The sequence below is a fragment of the Janthinobacterium sp. GW823-FHT03B06 genome (genome assembly GCF_058796955.1).
In genome coordinates, this window is sequence record NZ_JBXAJE010000005.1 from 393,080 (window position 1) to 413,104 (window position 20,025).

Genomic DNA, 20,025 nt, shown 5'->3' on the forward strand with positions numbered 1-20,025 from the left:
GATGCAGCGGTCAAATCATACCGCCTCGCCAATTTTTTGGGTGAAAAAATCGATGCTGCGCGAGGCGTGAAAATATTATTTTTATGCTATCTTTAAAAATAAATAAACGCAGTTGCTATCGTGAAAGCTGTTTTTAAACGGCAAAGATGCGTGCCCGGTGGCGCCGGGGCAGCGGGGGGCACGCCCCGCAGTTGCGGGGCGTGGAGAGTGCGATTACATTTTTGCGGCGATCAGTTTGCCCAGGATGGCGATGCCTTCGCGGATGCGTTCCGGCGGCACCGTCACGAACGACAGGCGCAAGGTGTGCGTGTCCGGCGTGTTGGCATAGAACGGCGCGCCCGGCACGAAGGCGACCTTGTTGGCGATGGCTTCATCGAGCAGTTTCATCGCATCGATGTGTTTCGGCAGGGTGACCCAGATGAACATGCCGCCTTCCGGCTTCGTCCAGGTGACGCCGGCCGGGAAGTGCTCTTCCAGCGCCGACAGCATGGCCTGGCACTGGTTGCCGTACAGGCTGCGGATGCTGGGGATATGCCGCTCCAGGAAACCGTCCTTGATCACTTCATGCACGACCATCTGCGTCAGCTGCGAGGTGTGCAGGTCGGCCGCCTGCTTGGCCAGTTCCAGGCGGCGTACCAGCGGCATCGGCGCCACCACGTAGCCGAGGCGGATGCCGGGCGTGAGCACTTTCGAAAACGAGCCCATGTAGATGACGCCGTCCGGATTCATGTTGATCATCTTCGGATACGGCTCGCCGCTGTAGCTCAGAGCGCCGTACGGATCATCCTCGATCAGCGGCAGGCCGTGGCGGGCGCAAGTTTCCACCAGTTCCACGCGGCGCGCCACGGACAGGCTGCGGCCCGTCGGGTTCTGGAAGTTCGGCAGCGCGTACAACAGGCGCGCGCCATCGGCGACGGGGTTGATCGACGACGGCACCAGGCCTTCGTCATCGGTATCGACGGACACGAATTCGGGACGGTAGACGGAAAACGCCTGCAGGGCGCCTAGGTAGCTGGGGGTTTCCACCAGCACGCGGCTGCCTTCGTCGATCAGCACCTTGCCCAGCAAGTCCAGCGCCTGCTGCGAGCCGGACGTCATCAACACCTGTTCGGGCAGGATGGTGCTGCCATTGCCGGAGAGCGAGTCGGCGATCCACTGGCGCAGCGGCAGGTAGCCGTCGGTGGGACCGTATTGCAGGGCCACCTTGCCATTGTTCGACAGGACCTTGTCGAAGGCGGTCTTCATTTCTTCCACGGGGAAGGTGGCGGGCGAGGGCAGGCCGCCGGCAAACGAGATGATCTCGGGACGCTGCGTGATCTTCAGGATTTCGCGGATGAACGAGCTTTGCAGCTGTTCCGCGCGTTCGGCAAAGCGCCATTGGATCGGATTCGGATTTTCAATTTTCATACGAGTCTCACAGAAGATGCCGAGCTGCGCCGGCTGGATTTGTTGGCCCGCTTGTGGCGGTGCGTGCGCAAGCGGCGCCGGATAGGCGTCGCCATGGTGCTGCGGTATTGTACGGCTTGCACGCCGCCGTGCCCATGCGCACGCGCAACGGCGTTGCAAATGGGCGTCAGGGAACCTTACTTCAGCTTGCGTCCGATGCCCACGACGGCGATCACGGCGCCGGCAAACAGCAGGCTTTCGCCCGTCAATGGCTCATTCAGCAGCACGGCCGCGCCCACCAGGGAGAGGAAAGGCTGCAGCAGCTGCGTCTGCCCCACGCGCGCCACGCCGCCCAGCGCCATGCCACGGTACCAGAAAAAGAAGCCGATAAACATGGAAAACACGGAGATGTAGGCAAAACCCAGCCAGGCCACGCTGCTGGCCTGCGCCATCAGCGCGCGTTGCGGCCAGGCGTTCCACAGCGTCACGGGCAAGACAAAAGGCACGGCCAGCAGCAGCGCCCAGGAAATCACATGCTGGCCCGGCATCGTTTGCGCCAGGCGCCCGCCTTCGGCATAGCCGAGTGCTGCCAGCAGCACGGCGGCAAAGATCAGCCAGTCGGCCAGGTGGAAGCTGCCGCCGCCCTGGCGCAACGCGAACGCCACCACCAATAGCGTGCCGAGCAGGGCCATCAGCCAGAACCCTGCGGAAGGCCGCTCCTTGCCGCGCAGCACGGCAAATACGGCAGTGGCCAGCGGCAGGATGCCCACCAGCACGGCGCCGTGCGAGGCGGGCAGGCTGCGCATGGCGATCGACGTCAGCCAGGGAAAGCCCAGCACGCAGCCCAGCGACACAAGCGCCAGCGGCAGCCATTGTTCGCGGCGCGGCAACGGCGCGCGCTGGTGCCACAGCCACAGGCCGGCCAGGCCGGCGGCCACCAGGGCGCGGCCCAGGGCGACAAAGGTGGGATCGAGTTCGGCGACGGCCATGCGCGTAAAAGGCAGGGTCAGGCTGAAGAGGGCGACGGCGATGAGGCCCAGCAGCAGGCCTTTGCGGTCGGCGCCGAGGCGGGGAGGATGGCTGGCGGGGGCGGTACTGGTAGTCGATGGCATGTTTTTCCTGATACTGGCTGATAGGTGTGCGGGGTGCGCGGCAGGCGTGGATTAATTTCTGCCGTACTGCTATCCTAGGGCGCAATAGCAATACAGTACAAATACACTTTCACGCATAATTTCACATACTGTCATGGTCATATGAGCAATACACTTCCTTTGCTGTCGCGCGCCTCGGGCGAAACCCTGATCGACCAGATCGCGCGCTCGCTGGCGGCGCGCATCGACGACAAGCTGCTGCGCGGCGGCGCGCGCATGCCTTCGATCCGCCAGTGCGCCGCCAGCCTGGAGGTGTCGTGCGCCACGGTGGTGGCCAGCTACGACAAGCTGGTGGCGCGCGGCTACCTGGAATCGCGGCGCGGCGCCGGCTTTTTCGTGCGCGAGCGCTCGCCGCTGAACACGCCGGCGCCGCCCCCCGGCGCGCAAGACGCGGCGGCGCAGCCGATGGATGTCGTTTGGCTGATCCGAAACATGTTCCGCCAGACGCCGGTCATCCCCGCGCCCGGCACCGGCATGCTGCCCGCCGAGTGGCTCGATGGCGATCTGGTGGCGCGCGCCCTGCGCGATGTCAGCCGCCAGCCGGGCAGCCTGCTGCTCGGTTACGGATCGCCGCAGGGTTTTTTGCCGCTGCGCCAGCAGTTGCAGCTGAAACTGGCGGGCCTGGAAATCGCCTGTCCGCCCGAGCAGATCGTCACCACGGTGGGCGTGATGCAGGCGCTGGACCTGGTGGCGCGCGAGTTTGCCCGCCCTGGCGACACCATTTTCGTCGACGATCCCGCGTACTGGCTGATGTTCGGCGCCTTTGCCGCCATGGGCATGCACGTCATCGGCATCCCGCGCCTGGGTGACGGCCCCGATATCGCCGTGCTGGCCGAGCTGGCGGCCCTGCACCGCCCCAAGCTGTACGTGATCAATTCGGTGCTGCACAACCCCAGCTCGACGTCGCTTTCGGCGGCCAAGGCTTTCCAGGTGCTGCGCCTGGCCGAACAGCACGATTTCCTCGTCGTCGAAGACGATATCTATTGCGACATGCACCCGGGCGGCGAGGTGCAGCCGGCCACCCGCCTGGCCGCGCTGGACCAGCTGCGCCGCGTGATTTACCTGGGCGGCTTTTCCAAGAGCCTGTCGGCCAACCTGCGCGTGGGCTTCATCGCCACCTCGCCGGAATGGGCGCAGCGCCTGGCCGACCGCAAGATGCTGGCCACCCTGACCACCAGCGACATCGGCGAGCGCGTGGTGTATAAAATCCTCTCGCAAGGTCTGTACCGCAAGCATGCGGAACGGCTGCGCGCGCGGCTCGACAAGGTGCGCGAGGGCACGTACCGCCGCGCCGAGCGGGCCGGCCTGCGTTTCGATCCCGCGCCAGCCGGCATGTTCATCTGGGCCGATGCGGGCTGCGACACGAATGTGCTGGCCGAAAAGGCGCTGGCCGAAGGCCTGGTGCTGGGGCCGGGCAGCCTGTTTTCGCCGCGCCAGCTGCCGTCGACCCGCATGCGCCTGAACCTGGCCACGGTGCAGGACGAGCGCGTCTGGGATTTTTTCGGCCGCGCACTGGGCTAAAACTGTACATTTGAAGGGGGCTCTTGAAATCGCTTGTACCATCCCCAACTCCGTAGAATCCGTCCCATCCACAAGACTATGAGGTAAAAATGGCTGTCTCCGAAAAGCAAACCCTGGGTTTTCAGACCGAAGTGAAGCAAATGCTGCACCTGATGATCCATTCCCTGTACTCGAACAAGGAAATCTTCCTGCGCGAATTGATCTCGAACGCGTCCGACGCGGCCGACAAATTGCGCTTCGAAGCGATCGATAACGACGCCCTGTACGGCAACGATCACGAATTGAAGATCAAGGTCAGCTTCGACAAGGATGCGCGCACCATCACCATTTCCGACAACGGCATCGGCATGACCCGCGACGAGGCGATCTCGCACCTGGGCACCATCGCCAAGTCGGGCACCAAGGAATTCTTCGGCAAGCTGTCGGGCGACCAGCAGCAGGACGCGGCCCTGATCGGCCAGTTCGGCGTGGGCTTCTATTCCGGCTTCATCGTCGCCGACAAGATCACCGTCGAAACGCGCCGCGCCGGCGTGGACGCTTCCGAAGGCGTGCGCTGGGAGTCGGCGGGCGAAGGCGATTACAGCATCGAATCGATCGACAAGCCGTCGCGCGGCACCGACATCATCCTGCACCTGCGCGAAGGCGAAGATGAATTGCTGTCGAGCTGGAAGATCAAGTCCATCATCCGCAAATACTCGGACCATATCTCGCTGCCGATCGTGATGCAGAAGGAAGAGTGGGACGACGAGAAAAAAGAAACCGTCCTGAAAGACGAATTCGAAACCGTCAACCAGGCCAGCGCCCTGTGGGCCCGCAACAAGGCCGACATCACGCCGGAACAGTACGACGAATTCTACAAGCACGTGTCGCACGACTTCCAGTCGCCGCTCACGCACACGCACAACCGCGTGGAAGGCCGCAGCGAGTACACGCAGCTGCTGTATATTCCGGCCAAGGCGCCGTTCGACATGTGGGACCGCAACAAGCGCGGCGGCATCAAGCTGTACGTCAAGCGCGTCTTCATCATGGACGATGCCGAGCAGCTGATGCCGACCTACCTGCGCTTCGTGCGCGGGGTGATCGACTCGGCCGATTTGCCGCTGAACGTATCGCGTGAAATCCTGCAGGAATCGCGCGACGTCAAGGTCATCCGCGAAGGCTCGACCAAACGCGTGCTGGGCATGCTGGAAGAACTGGCGAACGCGGACGAGCAGGACAAGAAGGACAAGTACGCCGTCTTCTGGAAGGAATTCGGCCAGGTGCTGAAGGAAGGCATCGGCGAAGACGCGGCCAACAAGGAACGCCTGGCCAAGCTGCTGCGCTTTGCCTCGACGGCCAACGACAGCGACGAGCAAATCACTTCGTTCGCCGACTACGTGGCGCGCATGAAGGAAGGCCAGGACAAGATCTATTACGTCACGGCCGACAACTACGCCGCCGCCAAGAACAGCCCGCACCTGGAAATCTTCCGCAAGAAGGGCGTCGAAGTGCTGCTGCTGACGGACCGCGTCGATGAATGGATGCTGTCCTTCCTGCAGGATTTCGAAGGCAAGGAACTGGTCTCCGTCGCCAAGGGCGGCCTGGACCTGGGCGCGCTGGAAGACGAGGCGGAAAAGAAAGAGCACGAAGAAACGGAAACTTCATACGCCGACCTGGTGGGCAAGATGAAGACCGTGCTGGCCGACAAGGCCAAGGACGTGCGCGTGACGTTCCGTCTGACCGATTCGCCAGCCTGCCTGGTGGCCGATGAAAACGAATTGTCGGGCAACCTGCTGCGCATGCTGAAGGCGGCGGGCCAGAGCGCGCCGGAATCGAAGCCGATTTTGGAAATCAACCCGAACCACCCGCTGGTGACGCGTCTGAAATACGAGGACGCGGAAGGCGGCAAGTTCGGCGACTGGGCCAACATCCTGTTCGACCAGGCCATGCTGGCCGAAGGCGGTTCGCTGGCCGACCCGGCCAGTTTCGTCAAGCGCCTGAACGAGTTGCTGCTCAATTCGGCGAAGTAATCGCCACCGCTGCGTAGGTCGGAGTAGCTGGGCCGCCGAGGCCAAGCGTAATCCGACAGCCGCAGCGGCGACTGATGCAACGAAGCCGGTCCTTTCGTCATGAAAGGGCCGGCTTTTTTTATGCTACAGTGCGCGATTATTTTATTTTATGGAAATAGAAATGGCGCATTGCCCGGCATGTGACAGTTCCAATATTCAACGTCTCTCCATGGTGCATGCCTCCGGCATTTCCGGCACCTCTACCCATATCTCGGGCAGGATCGATGGTGATTTCATCCACGGTCATGCGCATACGCGCAGCCAGACCTTGTTGTCGCGCCAGGCCGCCGGGCCGACGATGCAGACCCACCAGAAAGTGGGGCTGATCGTGTTGGGCGTGATCATTTTTGTCATCGCCGCCGTCATCTTTTACCAGGCTGGCGCAAATGGCCTGTTCTGGATCTTCGTGGCAGGGGGTGTCGTCTCCGTCGCCTTGTCGCAAACGTCCTTCGTCGCCAATTGGGACAAGGAGGCCGCCGCCTTGCAGGATAAATATGCGCGTACCTTCATGTGCCATGCCTGCGGCCACCGCTTCATTCCTGTACTCAAGCAACCGTGAAAATCCGCCTGATGGCCGGCCTGGGCGCGCACGCGCTGGGCTGCCTGCTGTTTATTGTGTTGAGCTGGCTGGGGTTTTACCTGTACACGCAGCTGTTCGGCAGCCTCGGCTCGCGCGGTGTGGCCGGCGGCCTGGCCCTGCTGCTCGTGTTTTACGTGTATGCGGGTACGAATCTGCTGCTGGCGCTGCTGCCGCCCGGCAGGTGGAAGCCTGCGCTGTGCGCCTTGCTGGGCGCGGCCGTGCTCGCGTATCTGCTGCCCCAGCATCCGCTGCGGGCCATCTACTTCAGCGTGCTGTCGGGCGGCTTGAGCTGGCTGGCCGTGCTGGCCAGTGCGCGTTTAAGCAGATATTTGCGCGGCTGACAGGCCCGCAATGAAAGCGGCGACGGCGCCGGCGGCCGCTTCCGGTGCCGCCTGCAGCAGCATGTGCGGCGCGGCGATGTCGACCAGCTGCGCGCCCGCTGCCTGCCGCAGTATCTGCACGGCGTTCGCCGGCGGCACCAGGCGGTCGTGGCGGGCGCGCAGATACAGCACGGGCAGGCTGCCGCGCGCGAAGCTGCGCGAGGCGTCGGTTTCCAGCACGGCGCGCAGGCGCTGGCGCAGCACGCTGGGCGGCACTTGCGCCAGCGCCGCTGCCAGTTCATTCTGCAGCTGCGGCGTGGAGTGGGGCGCCAGCAGCGCCTGGCGCAGGGCGAAGCCGGGCAGGGTGCCAAAGGGCACCAGGCCGAGCAGATGGCGCAGCGGCGCGAGCATCGGGCGCGGATTGCGCACGAACGAACAGCACAGGATCAGGGCGCGCATGCCGGGCGGCGGATCGGCGCGCAAAGCTGACCCCAGCGGTCCCGAAAACGATTCTGCCAGCACGATGAAAGGGCGGTCCCGCGGCAAGCGCTCGCGCACGAATGCTTCCAGCGCCGCGTAATCGAGCGGCGCGGCCGGGTAGGCGATGGCCTGGGTGTCGATGGCGCTCTGCGCGCGCAAGGCGGCGTCAAAACGGTGGAAGAGCCGGGCCGTGCCATCCATGCCGGGCAGGAGGACAAGCAGTGTCGAGGCGTGGGTTGGTGTCGTCATTGCTGCCATCATAACAGCCGCACCGGCGCACCTGCCGTCCGCCTGCCGCACGGCATGGGCACTGGCATCATGCTAGAATCGCCGGCGCGCCATGCGTGGCCAGTGGCCACTGGTAGCGGCCAAATCCCCCGACAGACAGAATCATGCATATCATCTTTTCGAATTACCGCACCCTGGGCGGTGCCTTGCTGGCGGCGGCCTGCCTCCTTTCCCAGCCTGCCCGCGCCACGGCGGCGCCCTTGGCACCGGCCGGGAAAAGCCTGTCGTCCCTGCTGGCCGGCGGTCCCTTGCCGCGCCTGAGCGAAGACCCGCAAGTGCGCGCGGCCCTGTTCGATTTCTTCGGTTACGCGCGCGGCAGCTACACGGAAAACGATGAATTGCTGCTGGCGCAGGCGCTCGAAGCGATCAGCGAAAAGCGCGACGCCACGCGCGCCGTGCTGGCCGATGGCCGCCAGTTGCTGGCGTCGATGAATGACCGCAAGCAGGGCCGCGAACGGGGCGCCATGCTGCTCGACAAGCGCGGCGTCATCATCGCCTTTGGCCTGGTGAACGGGCATTGCCGCCTCGAGGGCCAGCCGCTGGCGAAAGTCTGCAATCCCGATCCGAATGCCGTGCTGACGGTGTTCCACCGCAAGGGCATGCTGGTTGGCGACGCTGCGCCCTTGCTGGCCTGGGCCCGGCAATTGCCGCCCATGCTGGCGCTGATCGCGGGCGACAAGGAAGCGGGCGCCGATGGGCAGAAGATCGCCAGCGTCGAATACGTGCTGGCGCAGCCGGCCCTGCCGGGCTGGAACCGCGCCCAGCTGCCGCCCGCGTATCCGCCGGCGCTGCTGCCGCTGCTGCTCGATAAATCCACGGTGCTGACGTCGGCCGGTGCCGGCGTGTTTGCCTATCCGCTCACGCTCAAGGGCAAGAAGCAGAACAATGTGCTGGACCATGCGGAAGGCCGTCCGCCGCGCGACCTGGAAGTGGCGCTGCGCAGCTATGCCAGTTTCGACACGGTGGTCGAGCGCTACCGCCAGCTGGCCAAGGGCGCCAGGCTGCAGCGCAACGAGCGCACGGCCTACCTCGATGGCGACATGGGACAGGGCAGCTACCGCGTCTACATCCGCAATACGGGCGCGGACGGCGTGATGATCGACGTGGCGCTGTGGCAGCGCAGGCTGGCGGCGGGCCGCTGATTTCAGCGCCGCTTTTAACAATAGGGCGCTGAGGTGTAGCCTAGCTCCGCCAGCTGCGCGGCGATGGCGTCATCGCGTGTTTTCCTGCCGGTGCGCAGGCGCGCATGCGTCAGGGACGCGGGCAAGCCAAGCGCCAGCAACGCGTCGATGTCGAGCATGGTCCCGGATGCCGACAACTGGTGCAGGGCGGGCAAGGCGGCGAGGCCGGGCAGGCTGTCGAGCGTCTTGCAGGTGTGCAGGTTCAGGCGTTCGAGCAAGGGATTGGGCCCCAGCGCGATCTGCCGCAGCTTGATCTGGTCTTCCACCCATAGCGCCTGCAGCAGCGGGAAACGGCCGATATCGCCCAGCGTTTCCAGACCGCGCACGCGTATCACTTCCAGTTTCCTCAACAGCGGCGCCTCGATGTGGGCGAGCGATTCGCGGCCGCCCAGTTGCAGCAGCAGCCTGTCCAAGCGGCTCATCTCCGAGATGAAAGCCAGCGGCACGGTGTTCTTGATGCGGTACAGCGACAGGTCATGCAGCGCCGGCAGGCTGGCCAGGGTCTCGATATGCTGGCTGTGGCCTTCGATGACGAGGCTGGCCAGGTGCGCATACTGGCGCAGGGGCGCCAGGTCGATATTGTTCCTGGCAGATTCGCCCAGGTTCAGGTATTCGAGGGCGCGCAAATTGTCCAGCTGCAGGATGTCGGCTTGCCCTAGTTCGTACACGCCCAGGCTCAGGCGCTTCAGGTGGCGCAGCTCGCCCAGGGTTTCCAGATACAGGGCGTTGCGGTGGCAGTCGATGGACAGGCTGGCCACATGCGGCAGCGCGCGCAGGATGCGGGTATCGAACACCCTCGGGTCGTAGCCGTAGATGCGGATGGTCAGCGCCGTGCCGCAAGTGGCGGCCAGGGCGTCGAGGTCGGCCAGCAGCGGCGTTGGCTCGCCCAGGGTATTGAACTGCACCAGCACCTCTTGGCCGCCCGCGATGGCGGCGCGGATCGCCCCGGCATCGATGCGCTCGGGGTTCTGGATGCACTGCGGCTGTCTTGCTTGCGTCATTGTCACAGTCCTATCGGGTAGTCGACTTTCCTGGGAGGAGGGCAGCCTTCCGGTCCCGGGAACGTCTGCTTGCCCGTGTCGTCGTAGCGCTTGCCGCACTCGACGAGCACGCGCTTGCGGAAGGTGTAGATGCTGGCCACCTTGCCGTTCGGGTGGTAGCAGATATTGTCGCCATCGCGGTCGGCAGAAGCGTAGCTGATCATAGTCTGGCCATTCACCGTGCGCGTGCTGTGACCGCTGCGCGGTTCCGTGCATTTGAGCTGGCCGCTTTCATAGTATGCGTTGACGACGGAGGTGTCGGCCGCGCGGTCGACCAGCAGTTCATCCTTGCGCTTGCCGTTCGGGTAGTTCGAATAGCCTTCCTGGCGCTGGCCGTACTGGAAGGCATAGTAGTACTGCGGCTTGCCGTCCGGGTAGTACATGTGGTGGTACTCGCACACGTCGTCGCGCGTGCTGCCGTACTCCTTGAAGGTGCAGCGGTGGATGTCGTTGAGCAGCTGGCCGTCTTCATAGTATTCGCGCAGGTGCGTGAGCAGCCTGCCCTGGTCGATGACGGCCAGGCGTTCCGGCTTGCCGTTCGGGTAGTAGCGCGCATCGAGGCCCTGCTTCTTGCCGTTGTCCCACAAGGTGTCGAGGCGCAGGATCTTGCCGCTGTCGTCGAACGCCTGTTCGCGCCCGTCCAGCTGGCCGTTGCGGTAGGTGGCCGTGTAGACCACGTATTCCTTGCCGGCCGGACCCAGGTAGCGCGTGCGGCTGCCATCGAGCACGCCGGCCTGGTAATGGTCGCGCACGCGCAGCGCGCCTTGCGCATCCGTGTCGATGGCTTCGCCCTGTTTTTTGCCTTTCACGAAAGTGACGCTTTGCGTGACACCGTCCTTGAGCTTGAGCTTCCATGGCCCGTCGCGCAAGCCGTCGATAAAGCTGCCGTCGCCGTCTTCCGTGATCCACGCGCCGTGGCGCGCGCCGTTGACGTAGTTGCCGCGCGTGCGCACTTTGCCGCCCATGCGGCGTTCGTGCGGGCCGTTCAGCTGGCCGTCCGCGTAGGTATCGAAGCCCGTCACTTCCTCTTCATCGGCATAGTTGACGACCGTCCAGCGGCCTTCGCGCTTGCCGGCCCGGTACATGCCGCTCTCGCTCTGTTTGGGATAATTGAAGTACCACATGCCTTCCTGCAGCCCGTTGACGAAATGGCCTTTTTCGCTGCCTTCGTGCATGCCTTCGCGCACCCACAGTCCCTGGCGCTTGCCCTTCGCGTACTGGCCCCGCTCCACCACCGAGCCGTCGTCCCAGGCCAGGCTGTAGATGACGGACGGACCGTCTTCGCTGCCCGTGAACTGCTGCGGCGCCGTCTCCCATGTCACTTGCCACAGGCGGTAATTGGGCAGGATGCCGGCGCCCGCGTCGCTGTACAGCGTGTAGCTGGCGGTGAGAAAACGCTCGCCTTTTTTCAGGAAGGTTTTCTTGTAGGTGATGGCATCCTTGCCGCCGGGCGCCACGGGCTTGCCGTCATCGCTGTAGTAGCCGACGATCGTGCCTTGCGTATGGTCGATGGCGTCAAAGTCCGCATTGCCGCTCTTGCCGCGCGCGACGCTGTAGTCCATCGGCGCCAGCTTGGCCAGCGCGGCCTTGACCTGGCCCGCGTTGGGAGCGGCGCTTTGCGCCACGATGCGGTTCAGGGCCGGCTGCAAGCCGTCGAGGCGCCGGTACTTGCCGGAGCTGCGGTGGTAGCGGTAGGCGCGCAGGCCGTTCCTGTCGCCCTGGCGGAACAGCACCAGCATGGTTTGCACGCTGGTGTCCGATTCCTTGTCCAGCGATGCATAGAAGACGGAGCGGATGACGGCGTTGCCGAACTGGTCGAGCAGGAAGGTTTTCGAAGCGCTGTTCGTGCACTCGCAGTAATAGCCGTTGACGCCCTCTTTTTCCTTGAGAAAAGCGATGTCGAGGCCGCTGTCCTGCGATGCCGTGATGGCGGGATGGGCGAGGGTCTTGCCTTCGTAGAAGGGCGCGCCGTGGGCGAGGGCGGAGCAAAGCAGCAAGGGCAGGAGGACTGGCAAGAGCGGACGTTTCATCGTGAGGCTGGCGCCGGGGCGCCGCAATGGAAAGGCCACGATTCTGCCTGCGTTCTTACTTGTGGGCAAATGCGGGCGCGTCTATCGTGCGCGCGTGCGTGCCCCGGTTCAGGGCTGGTGCGCGGCGCAGAAGTCCAGCAGCAGCTGTTCGCCGTCCGGCCAGGGGCCGTAGCCGGCGTCGCCATTGATATGGCCGGCGTCGCCGATCATGGTGAAGTCGCTGCCCCAGGCGGCGGCAAACGCGCGTGCCCGCGCGAAGCTGACGTAGGGATCATCGCCGCTGGCCGCTACCAGGCTGGGAAACGGCAAGGCTTGCAGCGGCATGGGAGAGAACCCCGTGGTGCCGGACGGGTAGGACGGCGCTTCCACATCGCTGGGGGCGACGAGGAAGGCGCCGGCGATCCTGTGCGGCGAGCCGCTGGCCGCCCAATGGGCCACCAGCGTGCAGGCCAGGCTGTGCGCGGCCAGCACGGGCGCCCGCTCGCAGGCGGCGATGGCCCGGTCGAGCTCCGCCACCCATTCGTCCTTGTCCGGCGTCTGCCATTCCCGGTGCGGCACGCGCGACCATTGCGGGTGGCGCGCTTCCCAATGGGTTTGCCAGTGCTGCGGCCCGGAATTCCACAGGCCGGCCAGGGTCAGGACGAGAGGCGACATCGAGGCTCCTTAAGTTATAACTCAGTGCGCAGGGCGAATAGTTCCGGGAACAATACCACGTCGAGCATCTTGCGCAAATAGCTCACGCCCGCCGTGCCGCCCGTGCCCGTCTTGAAGCCGATGATGCGCTCGACCGTCGTCACGTGGCGGAAGCGCCAGAAGCGGAAGGCCGTTTCCAGGTCGACCAGCTTTTCGGCCAGTTCGTACAGGGCCCAGTGTTTCGACGGGTCGCGGTAGACTTCCAGCCACGCCGCCTTGACCGAGGCGTCGGAGGCGGTGGGAAGGGTCCAGTCGGCGTCCAGGCGCTCGGGAGCGATATGCAAGCCGCTGCGCGCCAGCAGCTTGATGGCTTCGTCGTAGACGGACGGCGTGCGCAGGGCGGCGTCGAGCACCGTGTAGGTATCGGGCGCCGTCGTGTGCACGTTGAGCAGGGCGGCGTTCTTGTTCCCCAAAATGAACTCGATTTCACGGTACTGGAAGGACTGGAAGCCGGACGAGGCGCCCAGGTAGGGCCGGATCGCCGTGTATTCGGGCGGCGTCATGGTGGCCAGCACGTCCCAGGCATGGACCAGCTGGTCCATGATGCGCGCCACGCGGGCCAGCATTTTAAACGCGGGCGCCAGGTCGCCGCTTTGCAGGTTGGCGCGCACGGCGTGCATTTCGTGCAGCATCAGCTTCATCCACAATTCGCTGGTCTGGTGCTGCACGATGAACAGCATTTCGTTGTGGTTCGGCGACAGCGGATGCTGGGCCGTCAGGATGCGGTCCAGCGCCAGATAGTTACCGTAGCTCATCGACTCGCTGAAATCCATCTGCGCGCCATGCCACTGCGCATCCTGGCCGCCGGCATGCATGGGGCAGCCGCTGCTGTTTTCTTCTTTGCTCATGGTGTTCTCTTGGTCCGGGGTCAGGTGACGGCATCGCGCTTGGCGGCGATGTCGTAGTCTTGGGTGTCGAGGATGTCGCGCAGGATTTCCACCGCGTCCCACACGTCGGCAAAGCTCGTGTACAGGGGCGTAAAACCGAAGCGCATGATGGCCGGCTCGCGGTAGTCACCGATTACGCCGCGCGCGATCAGCGCCTGCATCACGGCATAGCCGTGCGGGTGCGTGAAGCTGACCTGGCTGCCGCGCCGTGCATGCTCGCGCGGCGTGACGAGGCCCAGCGGATGGCTGGCGCAGCGCTGTTCCACCAGTGCGATGAACACATCCGTCAGGGCCAGCGACTTGCGGCGGATGGCTTCCATGCTCGTTTGCGCAAAGATATCGAGGCCGCATTCGACGAGTGCCAGCGAGACAATCGGCTGCGTGCCGCACAGGGCGCGCGCGATGCCGTCGGCCGGCGTGTAGCCCGGGTCCATGGCAAACGGCGTGGCGTGGCCCCACCAGCCGGACAAGGGCTGGCGGAAGCGCACCTGGTGTTTTGCCGGCACCCAGATGAAGGCGGGCGAGCCGGGGCCGCCGTTCAGGTATTTATAGGTGCAGCCGACGGCCAGGTCGGCGCCGGCGCCGTTCAGGTCCAGCGGCACGGCGCCGGCCGAATGGGCCAGGTCCCACAGCGCCAGCGCGCCTTGCGCGTGGCAATGGCTGCTGATGGCGGCCATGTCGTGCTGGTAGCCGGTGCGGTAATTGACGTGCGTGAGCATGGCGACGGCGCAATCGGCATCGATGGCTTGCGCCAGTTCGTCCGGGCTGTCGACCAGGCGCAGCTGGTAGCCCCGGTCGAGCCAGGCGGCCAGGCCTTGCGCCATGTACAGGTCGGTGGGGAAGTTGCTGCGTTCGCTGACGATGATACGCCGCGCGGCCTGCGCGGGGTCGCTGGCCTGCATCTGCAGGGCGGCGGCCAGGGCCTTGAACAAGTTGACGGAGGTGGTATCGGTGATCACCACTTCGCCAGTCTGCGCGCCGAGCAGCGGGGCCAGGCGGTCGCCCAGGCGCTTGGGCAGGTCGAACCAGCCGGCCGTATTCCAGCTGCGGATCAGGTCCGTGCCCCATTCGGCCGTGATGACGTGCTGGGCGCGGGCCAGCGCCGCTTTCGGCCGCGCGCCCAGGGAATTGCCGTCGAGGTAAATCACGCCTTGCGGCAAGTCGAATTGCTGGCGCAGGGGCGCCAGGGGATCGTCGAGGTCGCGCGCGCTGCAGTCATGTCGAGAAATCATGGTGGCTTTCATGTTGATACTTGTCTCAATGGCGCAATATTGTTTGAAGCTTAAAGTATTGTGCGGGAGCAGGCAGTGTAGCAAATCCGCGCCGGAAAGCGGAATTTCCACCCTGGCTGCAGCGTGAAAAGAGCCTGCCTGCGGGGCGTCAACGAAAAAAATCACGATTTTTAAAAATATTTTCAAATCACCCTAAAGTTTCGCCAGACGCCGCCGTCAACGATTACATGAACGGTGTCAAACCGGCCAAAAAAGAATGCGGGTCTTTGAAATATTTTTCGAAAAAGCCCTAAAGTTCCTGCCAAGGCGGCCGTTATCTAGGTAGACAGGCTTGATTCCGATCAAGTTGTTGTAAAAAAGTGATATTTTTTACAGGCCCAAAGTCGGGTAAACCCGCCGCAGAGCCAACCTCCCACATCCGCGCCGTTGCTGGCGTGCGACCATGATCGAGCAGTGTTTGTCAGACAAACACCTACGATCCCATCCGCTATTGCCCGACCAAAAATACAGCGCTGCGCCTCTGTTGCATTTAATGTTGCTCCTGCAGAATGTATCTCACTGGCAACACACAACGCCAGCTGAATTCAACGGATTGAGGAGATGGAAATGACTGCTAACGACATGATGGCTGAGATTCGCGACGCTAACCTGAGCTACCTGATGCTGGCCCAGCAAATGATTCGTGCGGACAAGGTAACGGCCATCTTCCGTTTGGGCATCGCCGCCGACATCGCCGAATTGATCGAAGGCATGAGCAATGCGCAGATCCTCAAGCTCGCTGGCGGCAACATGATGCTGGCCCGCTTCCGCTTCGACGACAGCGCCATCCTGGGCATGCTGACGAACTACAATAAAGACCGCTCGCTGGCCCAGTCGCACGCTGCCATCCTCATGGCCGGCCAAGGCGTCGAAGAAATCGCTTAAGGTTGCCATCAAACGTCCATGGCGGCGTTGCATTGCCCTGAACATTTTGCCGGCAACCTTATCAGTCAGTATCAGTTAGTCAGTATCAGTCAGTCGCGGAGTACACAGCATGGCCAAGAAAAGTGTCGTATCGGAAGCGCAGGAAATCCAGCTGGCCATCGAATTGATACAGCTGGGCGCACGCCTGCAACTGCTGGAGACGGAAGTCTCGCTGTCGCGCGAGCGCCTGCTGAATCTGTACAAGGAATTGAAGGGCGTCTCGCCGCCCAAGGGCATGCTGCCGTTTTCCACCGACTGGTTCCTCACCTGGCAACCGAATATCCATTCCTCGCTGTTCATCAACATCCATAAATTCCTCGTCGACCACGCGGGCGCCACGGGCATCGAAGCCGTGATGAAGGCGTATAAGCTGTATCTGGAACAGATGCCGCCTGAAGCGGGCGAAGAGCCCCTGCTGTCGCTGACGCGGGCCTGGACCCTGGTGCGCTTTTTCAGCAGCAAGATGCTGGACATGGCGCCCTGCGGCAAGTGCGGCGGCAAGTTTGTCGTCAACTGCCTCGACCTGAACGCCGATTATGTGTGCGGCCTGTGCCACATGCCTTCGCGCGCCGGCAAGACCAAGAAGGCGCGCGATGAAGCGGCCGCTGTTGCGCCGGGCGCGGCTGCCTGAGCCCTGCATAAGACAGTAAATAAGCCGGAGCCGGTCGCCTGACCGCACTCCGGCTTTTTCATGTCGTCATCGCTTACACTGGCGTTTTCCTTCTCTGACTACCCCATGCTGCAACAAATCCTGCGCGCGCCCGCGCTCAAGGCCATCCTGATCCAGGTGCTGGCCTTTCCCTTGATGTTGCTATTGGTATATGGCCTGGCGCGCGCGGGCGCGGCCATGTCGCTGCCGGCCGTGGCGCTGGTGCAGGGCGTGCTGGCGGCGCTTATTACCTGGCGCGCGGGCCTGGCCCGCTGGTGGTGCGCCATCGGCCTGCTGTTTGCGCCCGCCTTGCTGGGCGCCAGCCTGCTCGAATGGCCTCCGGCCGTGTTCCTGGCGGCCTTTGTTTTCCTGTTGAGCCTGTACTGGTCCACGTTCCGCACGCAAGTGCCGTTTTATCCGTCGGGGCCGAAGGTGTGGCAGGCCGTGGCCGAGCTGATCGCGGACCGTCCCGGCGTGCGCCTGGTCGATATCGGCAGCGGCCTGGGCGGCCTGGTGCTGGACCTGGCGCGGCGCCGGCCCGACGGGCAGTTTTCCGGCATCGAGCTGGCGCCGCTGCCCTGGCTGGCCAGCCGCTTGCGCGCGCGGATGGCGGGCAGCCGCGCGCGCTTCCTGCGCGGCGATTACGAAGCGCTCGACTTCGGCCGCTACGATGCCGTGTTTGCCTACCTGTCGCCGGCGGCGATGGCGGCCCTGTGGAATAAGGCGGAAAAGGAAATGTTGCCCGGTAGCATGCTTCTTAGTTACGAATTCCGGATTGCGGCACGCGAGCCCGATAAGACCATCGCCGCCACAGAGGGTGGTCCTTTGCTTTACATATGGTGCTTTTAAGCAATTGTCTGCGTTATTTGCTTGCCCGTGGGGCAATCTCACGTTATTGTAGTTCCACACGGCATTTTCTCGGATTTGCATTGAAAAGCAGCACATTTCAATTAACTTCCGGTTGCTTTTTTGCCGCAGTCTTTACCGTCGGCGCAGCCGCCAAAAGACAGGAACAGGTTTGAACATGCCGTGCATACAGCCGCGGCCATTATTGGGAGTCAGGGCACTTGTTAGTCATAATCGGATACATCATCGTCTGCGCCTCGGTCTTTGGCGGCTTCGCAATGGCCGGCGGCCATCTGGCGGCGCTGTTCCAGCCGCTGGAGTTGCTGATGATCGGCGGCGCCGCCCTGGGCGCCTTCCTTGTTGGTAACAATAACAAGGCCATCAAGGCAACGATCGCCGCCTTGCCCAGCCTGTTCAAGGGATCGCGCTATACCAAAGACCTGTACATGGAACTGATGTCGCTGTTGTTTGAAGTGCTCAGCAAGGTGCGCAAGGAAGGCTTGATGTCGATCGAAGGCGATATCGACAAGCCGGAAGAGAGCCCGCTGTTTTCCAAGTATCCGGCGGTGCTGGCCGACCACCACATCGTCGAATTCATGACCGATTACCTGCGCCTGATGGTATCGGGCAATATGGATGCCTTCCAGATTGAAAACCTGATGGACAACGAAATCGAGACGCACCATCACGAAGGCGCCGTGCCGGCCCACGTGATCGCCAAGGTGGGCGACGGCTTGCCCGCGTTCGGTATCGTCGCCGCCGTGATGGGCGTGGTGCACACGATGGAGTCGGTGGGCATACCGCCGGCCGAGCTGGGCATGCTGATCGCGCACGCGCTGGTCGGCACCTTCCTCGGCATCTTGCTGGCCTATGGTTTCGTCGGCCCGCTGGCCAGCCTGCTGGAGCAGAAGCTGGAAGAGTCGAGCAAGATGTTCCAGTGCGTGAAAGTGACGCTGCTGGCCAGCCTGAACGGCTATGCGCCGGCGCTGGCCGTGGAGTTCGGCCGCAAGGTGCTGTTCTCGACCGAGCGCCCGACGTTCAATGAGCTGGAAGACCACATCAAGAAATCGAAAACGAAGTAAGCAGTGAATATACGCCTGGACACCATGAGTCATTTGCAGCACACGGAAGGGGGACGCCATGGCCGATGAAGGCATGCGCCCGATTATCGTCAAACGTATCAAGAAGACGGCTGGCGGACACCATGGCGGGGCGTGGAAAATCGCCTACGCCGACTTTGTCACGGCCATGATGGCCTTCTTCCTGCTGATGTGGCTGCTCGGCTCCACCTCGAAGGGCGACTTGAACGGCATTTCCGAATTCTTCAAGACGCCGTTGAAAGTGGCCATGGCGGGCGGCTCCGGCAGCGGCGAAAGCAATTCCGTGATCCAGGGCGGCGGCCAGGACCTGTCGCGCCAGGATGGGCAGGTGCGCAAGGCGCAGGAAGAGCAGCAGCGCAAATCGTTCGACCTCAATTCCGCCAAGGCGGCGCTCGAACGCGAGGAAGGCAAGCGCCTGCAGGCGCTCAAGGCGCGCATCGAAGCGACCATCGACGCCAATCCCCTGCTGAAAAAATACAAGAACCAGTTGCTGCTCGATATTACCAGCGAAGGCTTGCGCATCCAGATCGTCGACGAGCAGAACCGTCCGATGTTTGCGCTCGCCAATGCGAACCTGCAACCGTACACCAAGGAAATCCTGCACGCCATCGGCTCCGTGCTCAATGAAGTGCCGAACCGCATCGGCCTGTCCGGCCATACGGATTCGACGCCCTATATGAGCGATGCAGGCTACAGCAACTGGGAATTGTCGGCCGACCGCGCGAATGCGTCGCGGCGCGAACTGGTGATCGGCGGCATGAAGGAAGAAAAAGTCTTGCGCGTGGTGGGACTGGGCTCGGCCGCCCACCTGGACAAGCTCGATCCCTTCAATCCGATCAACCGGCGCATCAGCATCATCGTCATGAACAAGCGCACGGAAGAAAATGTCTTGCGCGATGGTTCGGCGATCGAGCTGCCGGTGACCGATGCCGCTTCCGCCGCTGTCGCTTCAGGGCTGGCTGCCGGTGCGCCGCCCGCGGCGGCGCCAGTCCCGGCCCCGGCAGCGGCGAAAAAATAACACGCAAGGCTGTCGACGCGTGGTGTATTGAAACAATGAGACCTTTATGACAAGAAAGAAAATACTTGGCTCGCATGTAAAACGCCTGCTGTCTGGCGTGTCGGACCATGGCCGCAAGCACTTGACGGAGGTGGAAACCGACCTGGTGCAGACCGGCATCTTGCTGGAAGAGGCGATCGAGAAGCTGTCCTTCAATTTCATGGCGATACACGCAGCCGTCGCTGCGCAGCAAGACACTATCGCGCTGCTGCTCGACGGCGGTATTCCGGCCGAGCAGCAGCGCGAAAAACTGCTGGCGTTGCAGGATGAGGTGGGGGGCTATGTGAATGCCGCCATCACCAGCATGCAGTTTCAGGACATGACCAGCCAGCTGATCGAGCGCACCCTGAAGCGCGTGACGGGCTTGCGCGAGTTCCTCGGGACTCTGGGCGAGCATGGCGCGGAGATGTTGCCGGAGAGCGACAATGAAGAAATTGTCGCCTTGCTGGGTCGGGTCAGCATGGCGCTGGCGATTCAAAGCCTGGAGTTGCGCAGCGTGCTGCGCAAGGCTGTCAGTCAACAGCATTTGGAAAGCGGCGACATCGAGCTGTTCTAGCATGCCAGTGCGGAGCG

General features: G+C 63.3%; 19 protein-coding genes. 11 read left to right on the top strand and 8 right to left on the bottom strand.

The features are described 5' to 3' along the window. Positions 1-213: 213 nt before the first annotated feature. Entirely contained in the window at positions 214-1,407 is a 1,194-nt protein-coding gene (locus tag AC1RBA_RS19140) for an aminotransferase-like domain-containing protein (RefSeq protein ID WP_492419595.1), read from the bottom strand. A 176-nt stretch (positions 1,408-1,583) separates the two neighbouring features. Then, on the bottom strand, positions 1,584-2,498 hold the full coding sequence (locus AC1RBA_RS19145; protein WP_099410643.1) for a DMT family transporter: 915 nt from the start codon (positions 2,496-2,498) through the stop codon (positions 1,584-1,586). Positions 2,499-2,639: 141 nt separating this feature from the next. On the opposite strand from AC1RBA_RS19145, the gene AC1RBA_RS19150 reads away from it, so the two are divergent. From AC1RBA_RS19150 to AC1RBA_RS19165, 4 genes are all read left to right on the top strand, one after another. After that, positions 2,640-4,058: an aminotransferase-like domain-containing protein gene (locus tag AC1RBA_RS19150; protein WP_240453584.1), complete on the top strand. Its 1,419-nt coding sequence runs from the start codon at positions 2,640-2,642 to the stop codon at positions 4,056-4,058. Positions 4,059-4,147: 89 nt separating this feature from the next. Further along, positions 4,148-6,067 (top strand): molecular chaperone HtpG, encoded by a 1,920-nt coding sequence (gene htpG, locus AC1RBA_RS19155; RefSeq protein WP_076570740.1) that lies wholly within the window; start codon positions 4,148-4,150, stop codon positions 6,065-6,067. A gap of 208 nt (positions 6,068-6,275) precedes the next feature. Beyond that, a complete protein-coding gene (locus AC1RBA_RS19160) occupies positions 6,276-6,665 on the top strand; it encodes a hypothetical protein (protein ID WP_070219819.1) in 390 nt (129 codons plus the stop codon). Next, positions 6,662-7,027: a hypothetical protein gene (locus AC1RBA_RS19165; protein ID WP_492419596.1), complete on the top strand. Its 366-nt coding sequence runs from the start codon at positions 6,662-6,664 to the stop codon at positions 7,025-7,027. Before AC1RBA_RS19160 ends, AC1RBA_RS19165 begins: the two co-directional genes overlap by 4 nt. Here the strand turns inward: AC1RBA_RS19165 and AC1RBA_RS19170 are convergent. Beyond that, positions 7,004-7,735 carry an alpha/beta fold hydrolase gene (locus tag AC1RBA_RS19170; RefSeq protein ID WP_492419597.1) on the bottom strand — a complete coding sequence of 244 codons (732 nt, stop codon included), beginning with the start codon at positions 7,733-7,735 and terminating at the stop codon, positions 7,004-7,006. The genes AC1RBA_RS19165 and AC1RBA_RS19170 overlap by 24 nt on opposite strands. Positions 7,736-7,878: 143 nt before the next feature. On the opposite strand from AC1RBA_RS19170, the gene AC1RBA_RS19175 reads away from it, so the two are divergent. After that, positions 7,879-8,916, top strand: coding sequence for a hypothetical protein (locus AC1RBA_RS19175; RefSeq protein ID WP_230506179.1), 1,038 nt, complete (start codon positions 7,879-7,881; stop codon positions 8,914-8,916). A gap of 14 nt (positions 8,917-8,930) precedes the next feature. Here AC1RBA_RS19175 and AC1RBA_RS19180 read toward each other — a convergent pair whose 3' ends face one another. The 5 genes from AC1RBA_RS19180 to kynU form a co-directional block, all read right to left on the bottom strand. Continuing rightward, positions 8,931-9,956, bottom strand: coding sequence for a hypothetical protein (locus AC1RBA_RS19180; protein ID WP_492419598.1), 1,026 nt, complete (start codon positions 9,954-9,956; stop codon positions 8,931-8,933). Positions 9,957-9,958: 2 nt separating this feature from the next. Further along, positions 9,959-12,064 carry a toxin-antitoxin system YwqK family antitoxin gene (locus AC1RBA_RS19185; RefSeq protein ID WP_492419599.1) on the bottom strand — a complete coding sequence of 702 codons (2,106 nt, stop codon included), beginning with the start codon at positions 12,062-12,064 and terminating at the stop codon, positions 9,959-9,961. 69 nt (positions 12,065-12,133) lie between these two features. After that, on the bottom strand, positions 12,134-12,679 hold the full coding sequence (locus tag AC1RBA_RS19190) for an RBBP9/YdeN family alpha/beta hydrolase (protein WP_492419600.1): 546 nt from the start codon (positions 12,677-12,679) through the stop codon (positions 12,134-12,136). A gap of 14 nt (positions 12,680-12,693) precedes the next feature. Then, positions 12,694-13,566 (bottom strand): tryptophan 2,3-dioxygenase, encoded by an 873-nt coding sequence (gene kynA, locus AC1RBA_RS19195; protein WP_070312344.1) that lies wholly within the window; start codon positions 13,564-13,566, stop codon positions 12,694-12,696. A gap of 20 nt (positions 13,567-13,586) precedes the next feature. Next, positions 13,587-14,837, bottom strand: a complete 1,251-nt coding sequence (gene kynU / locus AC1RBA_RS19200; protein ID WP_492419601.1) for a kynureninase — start codon at positions 14,835-14,837, stop codon at positions 13,587-13,589. 606 nt (positions 14,838-15,443) lie between these two features. Here kynU and flhD point away from each other — a divergent pair. The 6 genes from flhD to AC1RBA_RS19230 all read left to right on the top strand — a co-directional run bounded on the left by flhD (position 15,444) and on the right by AC1RBA_RS19230 (position 20,008). Then, positions 15,444-15,761 carry a flagellar transcriptional regulator FlhD gene (flhD, locus tag AC1RBA_RS19205; RefSeq protein WP_010396649.1) on the top strand — a complete coding sequence of 106 codons (318 nt, stop codon included), beginning with the start codon at positions 15,444-15,446 and terminating at the stop codon, positions 15,759-15,761. A gap of 109 nt (positions 15,762-15,870) precedes the next feature. Then, positions 15,871-16,431 (top strand): flagellar transcriptional regulator FlhC, encoded by a 561-nt coding sequence (flhC, locus tag AC1RBA_RS19210; protein WP_070288862.1) that lies wholly within the window; start codon positions 15,871-15,873, stop codon positions 16,429-16,431. A 105-nt stretch (positions 16,432-16,536) separates the two neighbouring features. Beyond that, the gene (locus AC1RBA_RS19215) at positions 16,537-17,298 is read left to right on the top strand and encodes a class I SAM-dependent methyltransferase (RefSeq protein ID WP_492419602.1); all 762 of its coding nucleotides are present in this window, start codon (positions 16,537-16,539) and stop codon (positions 17,296-17,298) included. A gap of 218 nt (positions 17,299-17,516) precedes the next feature. Next, on the top strand, positions 17,517-18,377 hold the full coding sequence (gene motA, locus AC1RBA_RS19220) for a flagellar motor stator protein MotA (RefSeq protein ID WP_070219712.1): 861 nt from the start codon (positions 17,517-17,519) through the stop codon (positions 18,375-18,377). 58 nt (positions 18,378-18,435) lie between these two features. Continuing rightward, positions 18,436-19,413 carry a flagellar motor protein MotB gene (gene motB / locus AC1RBA_RS19225; protein ID WP_046684787.1) on the top strand — a complete coding sequence of 326 codons (978 nt, stop codon included), beginning with the start codon at positions 18,436-18,438 and terminating at the stop codon, positions 19,411-19,413. 46 nt (positions 19,414-19,459) lie between these two features. Beyond that, positions 19,460-20,008 (top strand): chemotaxis protein, encoded by a 549-nt coding sequence (locus AC1RBA_RS19230; RefSeq protein WP_070219714.1) that lies wholly within the window; start codon positions 19,460-19,462, stop codon positions 20,006-20,008. The last annotated feature ends 17 nt before the right edge of the window (positions 20,009-20,025 follow it).

What these genes read in the sequence shown, in the direction of transcription:
- AC1RBA_RS19140 (WP_492419595.1), bottom strand. Translation starts at nt 1,407, where the DNA reads ATGAAAATTGAAAATCCGAATCCGATCCAATGGCGCTTTGCCGAACGC.
- AC1RBA_RS19145 (WP_099410643.1), bottom strand. Translation starts at nt 2,498, where the DNA reads ATGCCATCGACTACCAGTACCGCCCCCGCCAGCCATCCTCCCCGCCTC.
- AC1RBA_RS19150 (WP_240453584.1), top strand. Translation starts at nt 2,640, where the DNA reads ATGAGCAATACACTTCCTTTGCTGTCGCGCGCCTCGGGCGAAACCCTG.
- htpG (WP_076570740.1), top strand. Translation starts at nt 4,148, where the DNA reads ATGGCTGTCTCCGAAAAGCAAACCCTGGGTTTTCAGACCGAAGTGAAG.
- AC1RBA_RS19160 (WP_070219819.1), top strand. Translation starts at nt 6,276, where the DNA reads ATGGTGCATGCCTCCGGCATTTCCGGCACCTCTACCCATATCTCGGGC.
- AC1RBA_RS19170 (WP_492419597.1), bottom strand. Translation starts at nt 7,735, where the DNA reads ATGACGACACCAACCCACGCCTCGACACTGCTTGTCCTCCTGCCCGGC.
- AC1RBA_RS19175 (WP_230506179.1), top strand. Translation starts at nt 7,879, where the DNA reads ATGCATATCATCTTTTCGAATTACCGCACCCTGGGCGGTGCCTTGCTG.
- AC1RBA_RS19180 (WP_492419598.1), bottom strand. Translation starts at nt 9,956, where the DNA reads ATGACGCAAGCAAGACAGCCGCAGTGCATCCAGAACCCCGAGCGCATC.
- AC1RBA_RS19190 (WP_492419600.1), bottom strand. Translation starts at nt 12,679, where the DNA reads ATGTCGCCTCTCGTCCTGACCCTGGCCGGCCTGTGGAATTCCGGGCCG.
- kynA (WP_070312344.1), bottom strand. Translation starts at nt 13,566, where the DNA reads ATGAGCAAAGAAGAAAACAGCAGCGGCTGCCCCATGCATGCCGGCGGC.
- kynU (WP_492419601.1), bottom strand. Translation starts at nt 14,837, where the DNA reads ATGATTTCTCGACATGACTGCAGCGCGCGCGACCTCGACGATCCCCTG.
- flhD (WP_010396649.1), top strand. Translation starts at nt 15,444, where the DNA reads ATGACTGCTAACGACATGATGGCTGAGATTCGCGACGCTAACCTGAGC.
- flhC (WP_070288862.1), top strand. Translation starts at nt 15,871, where the DNA reads ATGGCCAAGAAAAGTGTCGTATCGGAAGCGCAGGAAATCCAGCTGGCC.
- AC1RBA_RS19215 (WP_492419602.1), top strand. Translation starts at nt 16,537, where the DNA reads ATGCTGCAACAAATCCTGCGCGCGCCCGCGCTCAAGGCCATCCTGATC.
- motB (WP_046684787.1), top strand. Translation starts at nt 18,436, where the DNA reads ATGGCCGATGAAGGCATGCGCCCGATTATCGTCAAACGTATCAAGAAG.
- AC1RBA_RS19230 (WP_070219714.1), top strand. Translation starts at nt 19,460, where the DNA reads ATGACAAGAAAGAAAATACTTGGCTCGCATGTAAAACGCCTGCTGTCT.